Origin of the sequence: Paraburkholderia sp. GV068 (genome assembly GCF_003058125.1) — a bacterium.
In the GTDB taxonomy this organism is placed as follows: domain Bacteria; phylum Pseudomonadota; class Gammaproteobacteria; order Burkholderiales; family Burkholderiaceae; genus Paraburkholderia; species Paraburkholderia graminis.
In genome coordinates, this window is record NZ_QBUB01000001.1 from 326,086 (window position 1) to 339,766 (window position 13,681).

The following is a 13,681-nucleotide window of genomic DNA, read 5'->3' on the forward strand; positions in this document are numbered from 1 at the left end:
CACGATTCAATCTTCCTTGTTGACGATCCACTCGTGCGCCGGATCGTTACGGAAATGCCACGTCCGCTGCGCGCCCGCCATCACGTTCAGATAGTACGAGTCGTAGCCATACGGCACGACGACCGGATGATAGCCGCGCGGCACCATCACGACGTCGTGATTCTCGACCGCCATCGATTCGTCGATATCGCGCATATCGGTGTACACCCGCTGAAACGCAAAACCCTGCGGCGGATTCAACCGATGGTAGTACGTCTCCTCGAGCGAACTTTCGTGCGGCACGTTGTCGGTGTCGTGCTTGTGCGGCGGATAGCTCGACGCGTGGCCGCCCGGCGTTCTCACCTCGACTACCAGCAGCGACTCGGCGGGCTCGGTCTGCGGAAGAATATCGCAGACGTAACGCGTATTGAGGCTTTTGCCGCGCGTGGAGCGTTTCATCGAAGACGGCTCGATCAGGCGCGCGGGCAACTCGCCTTTTGCAGGCGCACTCGCCACGCCGATCTCCGCATCGCGGCATGCGCGCACGGCGGCGCGCACGCCTGGCGGCAAATACACCGCATAGGGCGCGGCATCTTCGAACACGCTGTCGCGCGAACCGAGCGAACTCCACTTCGCGTGCTGCGTTTCGATGTCGACCGCGCCCGTGAGCACGACGATGCACACTTCGCGCGACGGCTCGAACACATGCACGACTTCACTCGTGCCGAGACGATAAGCGGCGAAGCCGACATAGCGCCAGCACGCCGACTGAGGTGTCACTCGCGCGATTGTCTGGCCTTCGCGCTCGGCCTTCACTAACAGACTCATGCTGCCTCCTGCGTGTCGAGCGGCGCATCGACCAATGCACGCAATGTATTGAAGCCTTTTTGCGCGTACTCGAACGACGGCGCGACGACCGGGTCCTGTTCTGCTTCGACCACCAGCCAGCCGCAATAGCCGTGCCGCTTCAGACGCGCGATGATCGATGGAAAATCGACGGCGCCGTCGCCGGGCACCGTGAACGCGCCCGCGATCACCGCATCGAGAAAACTCCAGTTGCGATTGCGCGCGAGCTTCATCACGGTGGGGCGCACATCCTTGCAGTGCACATGGCAAACGCGGCCGATGTGCTTGTCGAGCACGGCGAGCGGATCGCCGCCTGCAAACGTGATGTGTCCCGCGTCGAACAGCAGGCCGACTGCGTCGCTCGTGCGCGACATCAACTGATCGACGTCGGCGGGCGTTTCGACGTACGCGCCCATGTGATGATGGTAAGCAAGCCGCACGCCGCGGCTTAGCGTATAGCGTGCGAATTCATCGACGCGCGCGGCATATGCGGCCCATTGCGCGTCGCCGAAAAAACGCGGCCTCTGATACAGCGGCTTCGGCGCGCCCTGAATCGAATCGGCGACTTCGCCATACACCATGACGGTCGCGCCATTTTGCGCAAGCAGGTCGAGATGCGGGCCGACCGCCGCGATTTCCTCTTCGACGCTGCCGCGCGCGAGACGCCCCGAATACCATCCCGACACGAGCGCGAGATCGTATTGCGCGAGCAGCGTCTTCAATGCCTGCGGTTCACGCGGAAATTTGTTACCGAGTTCGAAGCCCTGATAGCCGATCTGCCGGCCTTCGGTCAGCGCGACCTCGAGCGGCGTTTCGCCGCCGAGCGAGGGCAGGTCGTCGTTCATCCACGACAACGGATTGATGCCGATGCGTACGTTGAAAGCTGTCATGCGAGCGATCCTCGGTCGTTGACGTCGTTATCATTTTCGCTGCTGTGCTCTGCAACGCCGGATGGTTTTCCGCGTGCCACAATCTGCGCGTCGTAGTTCGCTCGCGCATCGCGCACGCTTGCCCTCGACGATACTTCGGGCACCGCGACTTCCCACCACCAGCCGCCGTCGGTCGTCGTGCGAGCCGGGTCGGTGTCGATGCTAATGACGTATGTGCGATCCGCGGCGCGCGCACGTTGCAGCGCGGCTTCGAGTTCCGCGACGTTCGCCGCATGCTCGGCATGCGCGCCGAGCGCACGCGCATGCGCGGCGAAGTCGATGCGCGGCGCGCCAAGCGGCCCTTGCTTGCAGTCGTCGAGCAGGTTGTTGAACGGCGCACCGCCGCATGCCTGCTGCAGGCGATTGATGCAGCCGTAGCCGCGATTGTCGAGCACCACGACAATCAGCTTCGCGCCGAGCATCACGGAAGTCGCGATCTCGCTGTTCATCATCAGATAGCTGCCGTCGCCGACCATCACGATCACTTCGCGCTCGGGACGCGCGAGCTTCGCACCGAGCCCGCCGGCGATCTCATAGCCCATGCACGAGTAGCCGTATTCGACGTGATACGCGCCCGGCGTCGCCGCGCGCCACAGCTTGTGCAATTCGGCGGGCAAGGTGCCCGCCGCGCATACGACGATGTCGTTGGCCGGCGAGTTCGCGCTCGAACGCTGCACGGCGCCGATCACATCGCCCTCGTAAGGCAGCACGGCGTCGCGCTGCGGCGCGTGCGTGAGCGTATGTACGGTGTCGCGCCAGCTTGCCGCGAGTTGCTGCGCGCGAGCGGTCCACGCGCGGTCCGCATGCCAGTCTTGCAGGCGCGAGCCAGGTCCATGGAGCGCATCGAGTGCATCGAGTGCGAGACGCGCGTCCGCTTCCACCACTTGCGCGCGATGCTTGAGGCCGTCGAATGCATTCGCATTGATGCCGATCACGTCCGCCTGCGTGAAGAGCGTGTTCGAGCCGGTCGTGAAGTCCTGCAAACGCGTGCCGAGCGCGAGCACACAGTCGGCGTCGCGCGCGAGTGCGTTCGCGGCAGGCGAGCCGGTCACGCCGAGCGCGCCAACGTTCAATGGATCGTCCCATGCGAGCGAACCCTTACCCGCCTGCGTCTCCGCGACCGGAATGCCGTGCGCGGCGGCGAAGCGTTGCAGCGCGTCAGTCGCGCGGCCGTACAGCACGCCGCCGCCCGCGACGATCAGCGGCCTCTGCGCGCGCCGCAAGCGCTCGATTGCCCGCTCGATTTCATCGACGCGCGGCGCCGGCGCATAAAACGTCACGACGCGCGGCGCGAAGAAATCGGCGGGGAAGTCCCACGCCTGCGCCTGAACGTCTTGCGGCAACGCGAGCGTGACGGGCCCGCAGGACGCGGCGTCGGTGAGCACGCGCAGCGCGCGCGGCAACGCACTCAACAATTGCGCCGGATGCACGATGCGATCGAAGTAACGCGACACGGGTTTGAACGCATCGTTGGCGGACACGCCACCGTCGTGGAAGTCTTCGACCTGCTGCAAAACCGGGTCCGGCGCGCGCGACACGAAAATGTCGCCCGGCAACAGCAGCACCGGCAAACGGTTCACATGCGCGAGCGCTGCAGCGGTCAGCAGATTCGTCGCGCCCGGTCCGATCGAAGTCGTGACCGCCATCATACGGCGGCGGAAATGCGCCTTCGCGTACGCAATCGCGCTATGCGCCATCGCCTGTTCGTTATGCGCGCGCAGCGTGGGCAATTCGTCGCGATGCTGATACAACGCCTCGCCCATGCCCGCGACGTTGCCGTGACCGAAGATCGCGAACACGCCGCCAAAGAGCGGCTCGGTGCCGAGACCGTCTTCGGTCGCGACGCGTTGCGCGGCGAGATAACGCACGAGCGCTTGCGCGGTGGTCAGGCGAATCGTGCCTTCCCGAACCGCGCCGCTTGCGGATGCCGCGTGGCCGTGCTCATGTTCCTGCTCGCGTTTGTGATCCATCATGCGCTGATTCATGCGGCCTGCTCCTGATGAACATGCGTCTTCGCGTCGGGTTCGCCGGCCACGGATTCACGCGCCGCGCGCCACGATGCGATCAGCGTTTCGAAGATGCGGCGCACGCGCGCGATCAGTTCGTCGTCGCCGATTTCACCGGCAAGCCACGCATGGCTCGGCTCGTGAAAGATCGTGCGGCCCACCGTGAAGCCGCGGCATGTCGACGAGCGCGCCGCCGCGCGAAAGCCATCGTTCAACTGCTCGACACCCGCCGACAAACCGAGCAGCACGACACCGCGGCAATACGGATCGCGCTCGGCGATCAACGCGTCGACGTTGCGCCACTGCGCGGCGTCCATCGGTTCGAGCTTCCACCACTCGGGATAGATGCCGATGTTGTAAAGGCGCTTTAACGCGCGGTACACCACGTTCGGTCCTTGCGGCAAGTTCGGGTGCTTCGGCGGAATCACTTCGAGCAGCAACTCGTGGCCGCTTGCCTGCGTTGCATCGTAGAGCGCGCGCAATTGCGCTTCCTGTTCGAGACGCTGTTCGATCGGCTCATCCGGATGGAATTGCACGAGGCACTTCGCGACGTGCTCTTGCGGCCACGTGACGAGCGTCGTGCCCACGGAGCGTCCATGATCGAAGACGAGCGGCACCGAGCCCGGCAATTCGACGGGGCGGCCGATCCACCAGCCGCGGCCGGTCGCCGCATTCAGCGCATCCTGTCCATAACGATCGTCGATCAGCACGCCGATGCGGCCTTGCAAGCTCAATGCGCTTTCGGTCTGCGAGACCGCCTCGACGAACAGGCCCTTGAGCCTCGCGATACGCGCGTCGCTCGCGCCGGTCTGCTGCGCGAGTTCGAAGAACTGGTTGCGATGATCGAATGCAAAGCCGAGTACTTCGTTCCATTGCTTGCGCGCGGGCGTCACGCGATGCAGGCGCGCGAGCGTCGCGTCGCGGTCCGGGCGGCGCATGCGTTCGGGGTCGGCTTTGGCCTCGCGAAGGAAGTAGTCGAGTTCGGCGGGCGTCGGCATGGCCGGCGCGCAAGCGTGGCGCGAGACCACCAGGGCGCCGCTCGCGTTCGCGGCGCGCGCGCATGCTTCGAGCGGTTGATCGCGCAACCATCCTGAGAGAAAGCCGGAGGCGAACGCGTCGCCCGCGCCGAGCACGTTCAGCACTTCCACTTCCACGCCGCCGTGAACCGGCACGTCGTCGAGCGAGGCGGGCACTTTGCCGTCGATAATCTGGCAGCCCAGCGGCCCGCGCTTGAGCACGAGCGTGGCGGGCGTGACCGCGCGCACCATCGCGAGTGCGTCGACGAGTTCGCTCTTGCCGCCTGCGATGCGAAACTCTTCTTCCGTGCCGATCACGAGATCGAACAACGGCAGAATGCGCTGCAAATGCGCGGTGACGCCTTCGCTCGCGACAAAGCGCGTTTCGCCGTCCGCCTTGCCCGTCAGACCCCACAGCACCGGACGATAGTCGATGTCGAGCACGGTGCGCACCTGGTTGCGGCGCGCGTAGTCAAGCGCGCGGCGGCTCGTGCGGTTCACCTGCTCGGTGGAAAAGTGCGTGCCGGTAATCAGCAGCGCTTTCGACGACGCGATAAACGCTTCATCGAAATCCGCTTCGTCAACGGCCATGTCCGCGCAATTCTCGCGATAGAAAATCAGCGGGAACGTGTCGCGGTCTTTCAGGCCGAGCAGCACGAGCGCGGTCAGGCGTTCCTGATCGACGCGCACGTGGCTGACGTCGCAGCCTTCCTTCGTCAACGTCTCCGTGAGAAAGCGACCCATGTGATCGTTGCCGACGCGCGCGAGCATCGCCGCGGCAAGTCCGAGCCGCGCGCAGCCGAACGCAATGTTCGCCGACGATCCGCCGAGATACTTCGCGAAGCTCGACACGTCCTCGAGGCGCGCGCCGACCTGCTGCGCGTAGAGATCGACGGCGAGGCGGCCAAGGCACACGATGTCGCGGCTGCGCTCCGGCGCGAAGCGGCTGCCGGCGTTCGCGCCGGACATGCCCGCGGTTTCGCCCGAGGTCTGTGCCGGTGTGCCGCCGAATGTACTGGAATGAGCCATGAATGTCCCTGAATGACGGAGCGCGGCAAGCGGTTTCATCGCTGCGCCTGCCGCGCGAATGAATCAGATCGTTGCGCCTTCGAGTTCGCCGATCATCTTCTGCATCTCGGCGCCGCCCGCCATCATGTCGAGCACTTCGTCCTTGCTGATGGTTTCCTTCGTGAAGGTGCCGAGCGATTTGCCGCGATTGAGCAGCGTGAACGAGTCGCCGATCGGATATGCGTGATGCACGTTGTGCGTGATGAAGATCACCGAGATGCCTTTCGCGCGCGCCTTGTGAATCAGCTTCAGCACGTTGAAGCTCTGCTTCACGCCGAGCGCGGCGGTCGGTTCGTCGAGAATCAGCACGCGTGCGCCGAAGTGAATCGCGCGCGCAATCGCCAGACACTGTTTCTCGCCGCCCGACATCGTGCCGATCGGCTGATGCGGATCGCGCACGTTGATGCCCATTTCCGCGAGCTTGTCGCGTGCGGTGGTCGCGCTGGTTTCGAGGTCCATCACGTTCAGGAACCCGAACAGTCTCTTTTGCGGCTCGCGTCCCATGAAGAAATTGCGCGCAACGGAAAGCAGCGGTACGAGCGCGAGATCCTGATAGACGGTGGCGATGCCCAGATCGAGCGCGTCTTTCGGCGACTCGAACAAAACCGGCTTGCCGTCGACCAGATACTGGCCCGACGACGGCTGATGCACGCCGGCCAGCGTCTTGATGAGCGTGGACTTGCCCGCGCCGTTGTCGCCGAGCAGGCAGTGCACTTCGCCGCGCTTCAGGCGCAAGGTCACGCCGCTTAGCGCGATCACCTTGCCGAAGTACTTGTTGACGTTTTCGAGCGCGAGGATCACGTCGTCTTGCGGCGCGGCGGCGGTTGCCAGCGGCGCTTCGTGGGTCACAGGGTTCGTATCCGACATGTTCGTCTCCTCGTTACGATTGCGACACGCGACGGCGCACGTAGTGATTGAACAGCACCGCGATCAGCAGCATCACGCCGAGAAACACGCGGAACCAGTCGGAACTCACGTTCGTATAGGTGATGCCGATCTGCACGACGCCGAAGATCAACGCGCCGAAGCAGGCGCCGACCACGGACCCATAGCCGCCCGTCAACAACGTTCCGCCGATCACCGCCGCGATGATCGCTTCGAATTCCTTCTGCAAGCCGCGATCCGCCGCAGCCGAGCCGATGTCGCACACTTGCAATACCGCGAACAGGCACGAGCAGAATGCGGTCAGCACGAACAGCAGAATCTTCACGCGGCGCACCGGAATACCCACGTTCTTGGCTGCGTTCGCATCGCCGCCGACGGCGAGAATCCAGTTGCCGGCGCGCGTCTTTGCCAGAACGAATGCGCAGATTGCGGCGAGGCCGAACCACCACAGAATCACCTTCGGAATGCCAGGCACCAGCGCATGACCGTTATCGAGCAGCGTGCCGATGCCGTGATGCGCGAGCATCGTGAAGAGGCCGTTGAGCGCGACGCCATGAAAGAGCGTGTTGGCGAGCCAGTCCTGCTGCGCAAGGTCGCCGACGCCCGAGACGATGGTGCGGTCGGCGAACATGATCGATAGCGCGAGCGTGAGGCCGCGCAGAATGAACAGGAAGGCCAGCGTGACGATGAACGACGGCAGCCGCGTGCGCATCACGAGATAGCCGTTGAGCGCGCCGAGCAGCATCGAGCCGGCGAATGCAAAGAGGATCGAGAGCGAAATCGGCCAGTGAAAGTACACGCTCGGAATCGCGACCATCATGCCGGCGAAGCCGATCATCGAGCCGATGGAGAGATCGAACTCGCCCGCGATCATCAAGAGACATGCGCCGACCGCGAGGATGCCGAGATACGCGGACACCTGCGACCAGTTCATCACGCCGTCGAGATTGAACATGCCGGAGCCGCCGGCCGTCAGCGCGAAAACGAGAAACACGAGTACCGCGCCGGAAATCGCGGCAAATTCAGGGCGGTTCAGCAGATGACCGAACCACGATTCCTTGCGCACGCGCTCGTCGCGTCCGTCGCGCGCTTCGGCGTCCGGGCGCGGCGCGGCGTTATGCGAAGCGGCGCTGTTTGGATCGACGTGCGGTGGGAAGTGTTTGCCGGCTACACCCATGATGTCTCCTTGGAGCCGGCTGTGCGTTAGGGCAGGCGGGAATGCGTTGCGAGAACGACAGCCGGTGAAATGCGCGCTGGCGGCGAGGCTGCCGGGCGGGAGCGATGCCCGCCGCGCGCGTGACTAGCTAGAAGAAAGAATCAGCGATACTGCCCTGCGTACTTGATGACCTTGTCGAGGTTTTCCTTCGTGATGAAGCCCGGGCCCGAACGAATGTTCTTCGGTCCATACGACGGCGCGAGACCGTACGTCGCGAGCCGCGCCTTGAACTTCGGATTCGCTTCGAGAATCTGGCGGATCTTCGCGGGGTCGGTGGTGTGCTCTTTCTTCACGATGGCGAGCACGGCGACCGGAATATAGCCCTGCAAATACGGCTGCTGATCGATCGCGAACTGGATCGTGCCGTTCTGGATGGCCTTCGCGATGTCGTCGGAGAAGTCGAACGTGCAGAAATAGATCTTGCCGTTCAGGCCCATTTGCTGGACCGCTTTCAGCGTGGCCGACGCGGGCGTCGGTCCGAGCGTGAGAATCGCGCCGGTGTTCGGATGGTTGCGCAAATAGGCGCTGACCTTCGACTGGATCTCGGTCGGGTCCTGGCCGGAATCGATGGTGGACGATTTATAGTCGACGCCGATCGCATCCGCGAAACCACGGCAACGATCGAACGAAACGGTGTTGGTCGCGAGGTGATTCACGCACACGAACGACTTCACGCCGGCCGCTTTCGCCTTCTCGCCCGCCGCCTTGCCGGCGACGTATTCAGGCTGGCCGACGTGCATGATCGCGCCCAGTTGCGCGCTCTGTTCCTCGGTGCCGGAATTGATCGTGACGAGCGGAATCTTCTTCGCGGTCACCTTGCTGATGGAGCTCTTGAGCACATCGTAATCGGCGATGGTGACGATCACGCCGTCGTAGTTGCGCGCGGCGGCCTGCTCGACGAGGCGCGCCATATCGGCGATGTCGCCGTTCGGCGGATTGCGATAGTCGGTCTCGACGTTGAAGTCCTCGTCGGCCTGCTTGATCGCGTTCTTGATCGTGTTCCACCAGGAATCGGAGTCCGGCGCGTGGCTGATCAGCACGAAATGAGCGTCAGCCGCGCGGGCGGCCGAAGCCGCGCCGAATCCCGTCGCCAACGTCAATGCCGTCACCAGAATCCTGAGCGTAGCCTTGCCCTTGCAAAGTCTCATGTCTCCACCTTTCTCGGTCTGTCGTTATTGAGGGAGCGACGCAACTGCGCCGAAGCGCCATCGCTCACGACCAAGATTAGGTCATCTTCGAGGGTGGTGCAACAGAAATTTCATCGTGAATAAAAATGGAAAATACGTTCCATTTATGCGATGCGCTGCCTATAATCGGCAACGTCAAACACGTCGTGCGGCGCGCGTCGAAAGCGTCTGCCGCACTGCGACAAAGCACCGAAGAGAGACTCATGGCGGAAGAGAGCACCGAGGAATTGCCGAGCGTCGAAGAATTGATGCAGCGCATCGCGGAAAACTACGAAGCGTTGCCGCGTCAGTTGAAGAACGTCGCGACGTATATCGAGCAGCATCGTTCGAGCGTGATGGTCGATCGCACGAGTGATATTGCCGCAAGCTGCGGCGTGCATCCGTCGGCCGTGGTGCGTTTTGCGCAGCGCTTCGGCTTCTCAGGTTTCTCCGATTTGCAGGCGGTGTTTCGCCAGGCGTACACAGGGCAGGGCGCGTCGTCGCCGAGTTATCAGCAGCGCATTCGCAAGCTGATCGACGACAAGCCTGGCGCGCTGTCGGGCGGCGCGGTGGCGCGCGAATTCATCGCGGCGTCGCGCGGCGGCCTGGAAGAACTCGAAGCGGGGCTCGACGACAAGCAGTTCGACGCCGCCGTGAAAATGCTGCAGCAGGCGGACAACATCTATGTGATCGGCGTGCGGCGCTCGTTTCCGGTCGCGAGCTACATCGTCTATGCGTTGCAGCACACGCCCAAGCGCGTGCATCTGGTGTCCGGTTTCGGCGGCATGTATCGCGAGCAGATTCGCAGCGTGAAGAAGGGCGACGTGGTGATCGCGATCAGCTTCGCGCCGTATGCGAAGGAAACGCAGTATTGCCTGCGCGTCGGGCATCATCATCAGGCGAAGACGCTGGTTATTACGGATAGCCAACTATCTCCGCTCGCCCGTTACGCGAGCACTCAACTGTATGTGAAAGAGGGCAGCGCGTTTGCGTTCCGCTCGCTGACCAGCACGATCTGCCTGTGCCAGGCGCTTTTCATCGCGCTCGCGTACAAGCTCGAACTGAACGTGGAAGAATCCAAAGACACTGGAGGATACGATGACTGACGCAGCACAACCGATCGACGTCGCGGTGTTCGGCGCGGGCCGCATCGGCAAGATTCACGCGGCCAATCTCGCGCGGCAGCCTGGCGTGAGGCTCAAGTATGTGGTCGATGTGAATCGCGAAGCGGCCGCGGCGCTCGCAGCCGCGCATGGCGCGCAAGTGGCGGACATCGACGGCGCAATGGGCGACGCTTCGGTCGGCGCCACGGTGATCTGTTCGAGCACCGACACGCACGCCGATCTCATCATGAAGTCGGCCGCGCAGAAAAAGCACGTGTTCTGCGAGAAGCCCGTCGACCTCACGCTCGAACGCGCACGGGCCTGCGCGGACGCGGTCGAACGCGCGGGCGTGGTCTGCATGATCGGCTTTCAGCGCCGCTTCGACCCGACGTTTTCCGCGCTGAAGGCGCGTCTCGACGCGGGCGAAATCGGCACGCCGGAAATGCTCATTGTGACGAGCCGCGATCCGGGGCCGCCGCCGGTCGAATACATCCGGCATTCGGGCGGCATCTTCAAGGACATGCTGATTCACGACTTCGATATCTTCCGCTGGATTCTGGATGACGAAGCCGACACGCTGCATGCGACCGGCAGTTGCCTCACCGATCCGGCGATTGCAAACGCGGGCGACATCGACTCGACGGCGGTGACGATCCGCACGAAGCGCGGCCGTCTGTGCCAGATCAACACCGCGCGCCGCGCCGCCTATGGTTACGACCAGCGCTTCGAAGTGCTCGGCAGCGGCGGCATGCTGCAAGCGGGCAATGTGCGGCCCACTGAAGTCACCGCTTATTCGAAGACCGAAGTATCGAGCGACGTGCCGGAGGCGTTTTTTCTCGAACGTTATCGCGCGGCGTACGCGCTGGAAATCGCGCATTTCTTCGAAGCCGTGACGCAAGGCAAGCCGGTGCGCACGACCGTCGCCGACGGCGTGAAGGCGCTCGAACTCGCCGAGGCCGCAACGCTTTCGTGGCGCGAAGGCCATGCGGTCAAACTCGGCGAGGCCGCGCGATGAATGCCGCGGCAGCGCATGACAAGCGCGTTCGTCTGGGCGTGGTCGGCCTTGGTCGGCTCGGCAAACGGCATGCGGAGAATCTCGCGTATCGCGTGCCGGGCGCGGAACTGGTCGCCGCTTGCAGTCCGCTGGAAGAGGAGCGGGCATGGGCGCGCGGGGCGTTGCCGTCGCCGCGTCTCTACGACGATTACGCGAAGCTGCTCGACGATAGCGAAGTGGATGCCGTGTGGCTCGTCACGCCGTCGTCGTTGCACGCGCAACAAATCGTCGACGCATTGCGCGCGGGCAAGCACGTGTTCTGCGAGAAGCCGTTGTCGCTCGATCTCACCGAATGCGAGCGCGTGCTGGCCGAGGCCGCGCGCTTTCCGCATCTTCGGGCGACGATCGGCTTCATGCGGCGCTTCGATCCGAGCTACAAGGATGCATTCGACAAGATCGCGGCGGGCGCGATAGGCCGGCCGTTTCTGGTGCGCTCGCAGACCACGGACAAGAACGATACCGACGGTTTTTTCGTGCGCTTTGCGGCGACCTCGGGCGGCATCTTTCTCGACTGCACGGTGCACGATATCGACGTCGCGCGCTGGCTGCTCGGCAAGCCGCGCGCGACACGCGTGTTCGCGGCGGGCGCGGTCGCGTTACATGAAGGCCTGCGCGAATTCGGCGACGTCGACAACGGCGTCGCGATCTGCGAATTCGAGGGCGGCAAGCTCGCGATGTTCTACGCGTCGCGCACCCAGGCGCACGGCAACGACACGCATAGCGAAGTGATCGGCACGGCCGGCGCGCTCGCGGTCGGACGCAATCCGCGCGCGAATCGCGTGGAGATTTATGACGCGAGCGGGATCCGCAACGAGTGCACGCCGAGCTTCTTCGACCGTTTCGAAGACGCGTTTTTGCACGAGGCGCGCGCGTTTGTCGCGGCGGTGCAGGGCGGGGCGGGCTCGGATGCGCAAGCGGGCGCGACGCTCGCCGACGCGCTCGAGGCGACGCGCATCGGCAATGCGTTGCGGCAGTCGCTGCAGAGTGGGCAGGCGGTGACGCTTTAGCGCCGGGATCGCGGCGGCGGCACTCTCAACGCCGCCACCGGCAGCGCGGCGCAGGCTGCGGTAGAATTTGACCCTCTGTCTGGCGTCGCACAACGGCGTCTCGTCCCGAAGGTCATCGTCGATGCAAATTCAGATTCACAAGGAAGTCGATGCGCGCGGGCTGATGTGCCCGCTGCCCATCCTGCGCGCCAAAAAGGCGCTCGCCGATATGGAAAGCGGCCAGATTCTCAAGGTGCTCGCCACCGACCCCGGTTCGCAGCGCGATTTCGCCGCGTTCGCGAAGCAGACCGGCAATGAGATCGTCGAGAGTTCGTCGCACGACAAGGTTTTCACGTTTCTGATGAAGCGCCGCTGACGCAGGCGCTGAAACACGTTCGCTCGAACGCGTCCGCTGAAAACGCGCGCTGCAAACAAAAGGCGCTGTGCCCGCGAAAGCGGAGCACAGCGCCTTTTTCATTCGCGCGAAAGAATCAGCCTTCGAGCACCGGCGAACGCGTCCGCAGATATTCTTCGAAATCCGCGGCCACTTCCGGATGGCGCAGCGCGAATTCCACCGTCGCCTTCAGATAGCCGAGCTTGCTGCCGCAGTCGAAACGCGTGCCGTGATACTTGTACGCGAGCACCTGTTCGTCGGCGAGCAGCGACTGGATCGCGTCCGTCAACTGCAGTTCGCCGCCGGCGCCCGGCTTGATCGAGCGGATGTGGTCGAAAATGCGGGGCTTCAGCACGTAACGGCCGACAACGCCGAGATTGGACGGCGCGACGTTCGGCTCCGGCTTCTCGACGATGCCCGACATCTTGATGATCGAGTCTTCCCATTCCTTGCCGTCGACGATGCCGTACGACTTCGTCTCTTGCGCCGGGATCTCTTCGACGCCGATCACCGAGCTGTGATAGTGGTCGAACACCTCGATCATCTGCGTCATGACGGGCGGCGTACCGTACAGCAGGTCGTCCGCGAGAATCACGGCGAACGGGTTGTCGCCCACCAGCTTTTCGGCGCACAGCACCGCGTGGCCGAGGCCGAGCGCTTCCGGCTGACGCACGTAGAAACAGTCGACATGGCTCGGCTTGATGCTGCGCACGAGTTCGAGCAGCTTGTCCTTGCCGCGCGCCTCGAGCTCCGCTTCGATTTCGTACGACTTATCGAAGTGATCTTCGATCGCACGCTTGCTGCGGCCCGTGACGAAGATCATCTCCGTGATGCCGGCCGCCATGGCTTCTTCCACCGCGTACTGGATCAGCGGCTTGTCGACGATAGGCAGCATTTCCTTCGGGCTTGCCTTCGTGGCAGGGAGGAACCGGGTGCCAAGACCTGCTACCGGAAATACCGCCTTTGTAACTTTTAGCATGTGATTTACCCTGAGTCCTCTGGTTTAATCAGTCCGTGCCCGCCGCGCGGGGCG

General features: G+C 63.7%; 12 protein-coding genes. 4 read left to right on the plus strand and 8 right to left on the minus strand.

Features of this window, described 5'->3' with window-relative positions; translation table 11 throughout:
- Positions 1-6 precede the first annotated feature (6 nt).
- From iolB to C8K18_RS01565, 7 genes are all read right to left on the minus strand, one after another.
- Positions 7-807: a 5-deoxy-glucuronate isomerase gene (gene iolB / locus C8K18_RS01535; protein WP_006052392.1), complete on the minus strand. Its 801-nt coding sequence runs from the start codon at positions 805-807 to the stop codon at positions 7-9.
- Positions 804-1,715, minus strand: a complete 912-nt coding sequence (gene iolE / locus C8K18_RS01540; RefSeq protein WP_006052393.1) for a myo-inosose-2 dehydratase — start codon at positions 1,713-1,715, stop codon at positions 804-806. The genes iolB and iolE overlap by 4 nt, the downstream gene beginning before the upstream one ends.
- Positions 1,712-3,739 carry a 3D-(3,5/4)-trihydroxycyclohexane-1,2-dione acylhydrolase (decyclizing) gene (iolD, locus tag C8K18_RS01545; protein ID WP_107706493.1) on the minus strand — a complete coding sequence of 676 codons (2,028 nt, stop codon included), beginning with the start codon at positions 3,737-3,739 and terminating at the stop codon, positions 1,712-1,714. Before iolD ends, iolE begins: the two co-directional genes overlap by 4 nt.
- Positions 3,736-5,805, minus strand: coding sequence for a 5-dehydro-2-deoxygluconokinase (gene iolC, locus C8K18_RS01550; RefSeq protein ID WP_375135798.1), 2,070 nt, complete (start codon positions 5,803-5,805; stop codon positions 3,736-3,738). The genes iolD and iolC overlap by 4 nt, the downstream gene beginning before the upstream one ends.
- A gap of 63 nt (positions 5,806-5,868) precedes the next feature.
- Positions 5,869-6,711 (minus strand): ATP-binding cassette domain-containing protein, encoded by an 843-nt coding sequence (locus C8K18_RS01555; protein ID WP_107706494.1) that lies wholly within the window; start codon positions 6,709-6,711, stop codon positions 5,869-5,871.
- A gap of 13 nt (positions 6,712-6,724) precedes the next feature.
- Positions 6,725-7,906: an ABC transporter permease gene (locus tag C8K18_RS01560; RefSeq protein ID WP_029967683.1), complete on the minus strand. Its 1,182-nt coding sequence runs from the start codon at positions 7,904-7,906 to the stop codon at positions 6,725-6,727.
- Between the two features lie 140 nt (positions 7,907-8,046).
- Positions 8,047-9,093 (minus strand): sugar ABC transporter substrate-binding protein, encoded by a 1,047-nt coding sequence (locus C8K18_RS01565; protein ID WP_006052398.1) that lies wholly within the window; start codon positions 9,091-9,093, stop codon positions 8,047-8,049.
- A 242-nt stretch (positions 9,094-9,335) separates the two neighbouring features.
- Here C8K18_RS01565 and C8K18_RS01570 point away from each other — a divergent pair, with 242 nt between their 5' ends.
- From C8K18_RS01570 to C8K18_RS01585, 4 genes are all read left to right on the plus strand, one after another.
- The gene (locus tag C8K18_RS01570) at positions 9,336-10,217 is read left to right on the plus strand and encodes a MurR/RpiR family transcriptional regulator (RefSeq protein WP_107706795.1); all 882 of its coding nucleotides are present in this window, start codon (positions 9,336-9,338) and stop codon (positions 10,215-10,217) included.
- On the plus strand, positions 10,210-11,229 hold the full coding sequence (gene iolG / locus C8K18_RS01575; RefSeq protein ID WP_029967681.1) for an inositol 2-dehydrogenase: 1,020 nt from the start codon (positions 10,210-10,212) through the stop codon (positions 11,227-11,229). Before C8K18_RS01570 ends, iolG begins: the two co-directional genes overlap by 8 nt.
- A complete protein-coding gene (locus C8K18_RS01580) occupies positions 11,226-12,275 on the plus strand; it encodes a Gfo/Idh/MocA family oxidoreductase (protein ID WP_029967679.1) in 1,050 nt (349 codons plus the stop codon). Before iolG ends, C8K18_RS01580 begins: the two co-directional genes overlap by 4 nt.
- A 127-nt stretch (positions 12,276-12,402) precedes the next feature.
- The gene (locus tag C8K18_RS01585) at positions 12,403-12,630 is read left to right on the plus strand and encodes a sulfurtransferase TusA family protein (RefSeq protein WP_029967676.1); all 228 of its coding nucleotides are present in this window, start codon (positions 12,403-12,405) and stop codon (positions 12,628-12,630) included.
- 115 nt (positions 12,631-12,745) lie between these two features.
- Here the strand turns inward: C8K18_RS01585 and galU are convergent, their stop codons facing one another.
- Entirely contained in the window at positions 12,746-13,627 is an 882-nt protein-coding gene (galU, locus tag C8K18_RS01590; RefSeq protein ID WP_006052403.1) for a UTP--glucose-1-phosphate uridylyltransferase GalU, read from the minus strand.
- Positions 13,628-13,681: the final 54 nt, after the last annotated feature.

Excerpts from the sequence above, each read along its gene's own strand:
- iolB (WP_006052392.1), bottom strand. The coding sequence starts at position 807 with ATGAGTCTGTTAGTGAAGGCCGAGCGCGAAGGCCAGACAATCGCGCGA.
- iolE (WP_006052393.1), bottom strand. The coding sequence starts at position 1,715 with ATGACAGCTTTCAACGTACGCATCGGCATCAATCCGTTGTCGTGGATG.
- iolD (WP_107706493.1), bottom strand. The coding sequence starts at position 3,739 with ATGAATCAGCGCATGATGGATCACAAACGCGAGCAGGAACATGAGCAC.
- iolC (WP_375135798.1), bottom strand. The coding sequence starts at position 5,805 with ATGGCTCATTCCAGTACATTCGGCGGCACACCGGCACAGACCTCGGGC.
- C8K18_RS01555 (WP_107706494.1), bottom strand. The coding sequence starts at position 6,711 with ATGTCGGATACGAACCCTGTGACCCACGAAGCGCCGCTGGCAACCGCC.
- C8K18_RS01560 (WP_029967683.1), bottom strand. The coding sequence starts at position 7,906 with ATGGGTGTAGCCGGCAAACACTTCCCACCGCACGTCGATCCAAACAGC.
- C8K18_RS01565 (WP_006052398.1), bottom strand. The coding sequence starts at position 9,093 with ATGAGACTTTGCAAGGGCAAGGCTACGCTCAGGATTCTGGTGACGGCA.
- C8K18_RS01570 (WP_107706795.1), top strand. The coding sequence starts at position 9,336 with ATGGCGGAAGAGAGCACCGAGGAATTGCCGAGCGTCGAAGAATTGATG.
- iolG (WP_029967681.1), top strand. The coding sequence starts at position 10,210 with ATGACTGACGCAGCACAACCGATCGACGTCGCGGTGTTCGGCGCGGGC.
- C8K18_RS01580 (WP_029967679.1), top strand. The coding sequence starts at position 11,226 with ATGAATGCCGCGGCAGCGCATGACAAGCGCGTTCGTCTGGGCGTGGTC.
- galU (WP_006052403.1), bottom strand. The coding sequence starts at position 13,627 with ATGCTAAAAGTTACAAAGGCGGTATTTCCGGTAGCAGGTCTTGGCACC.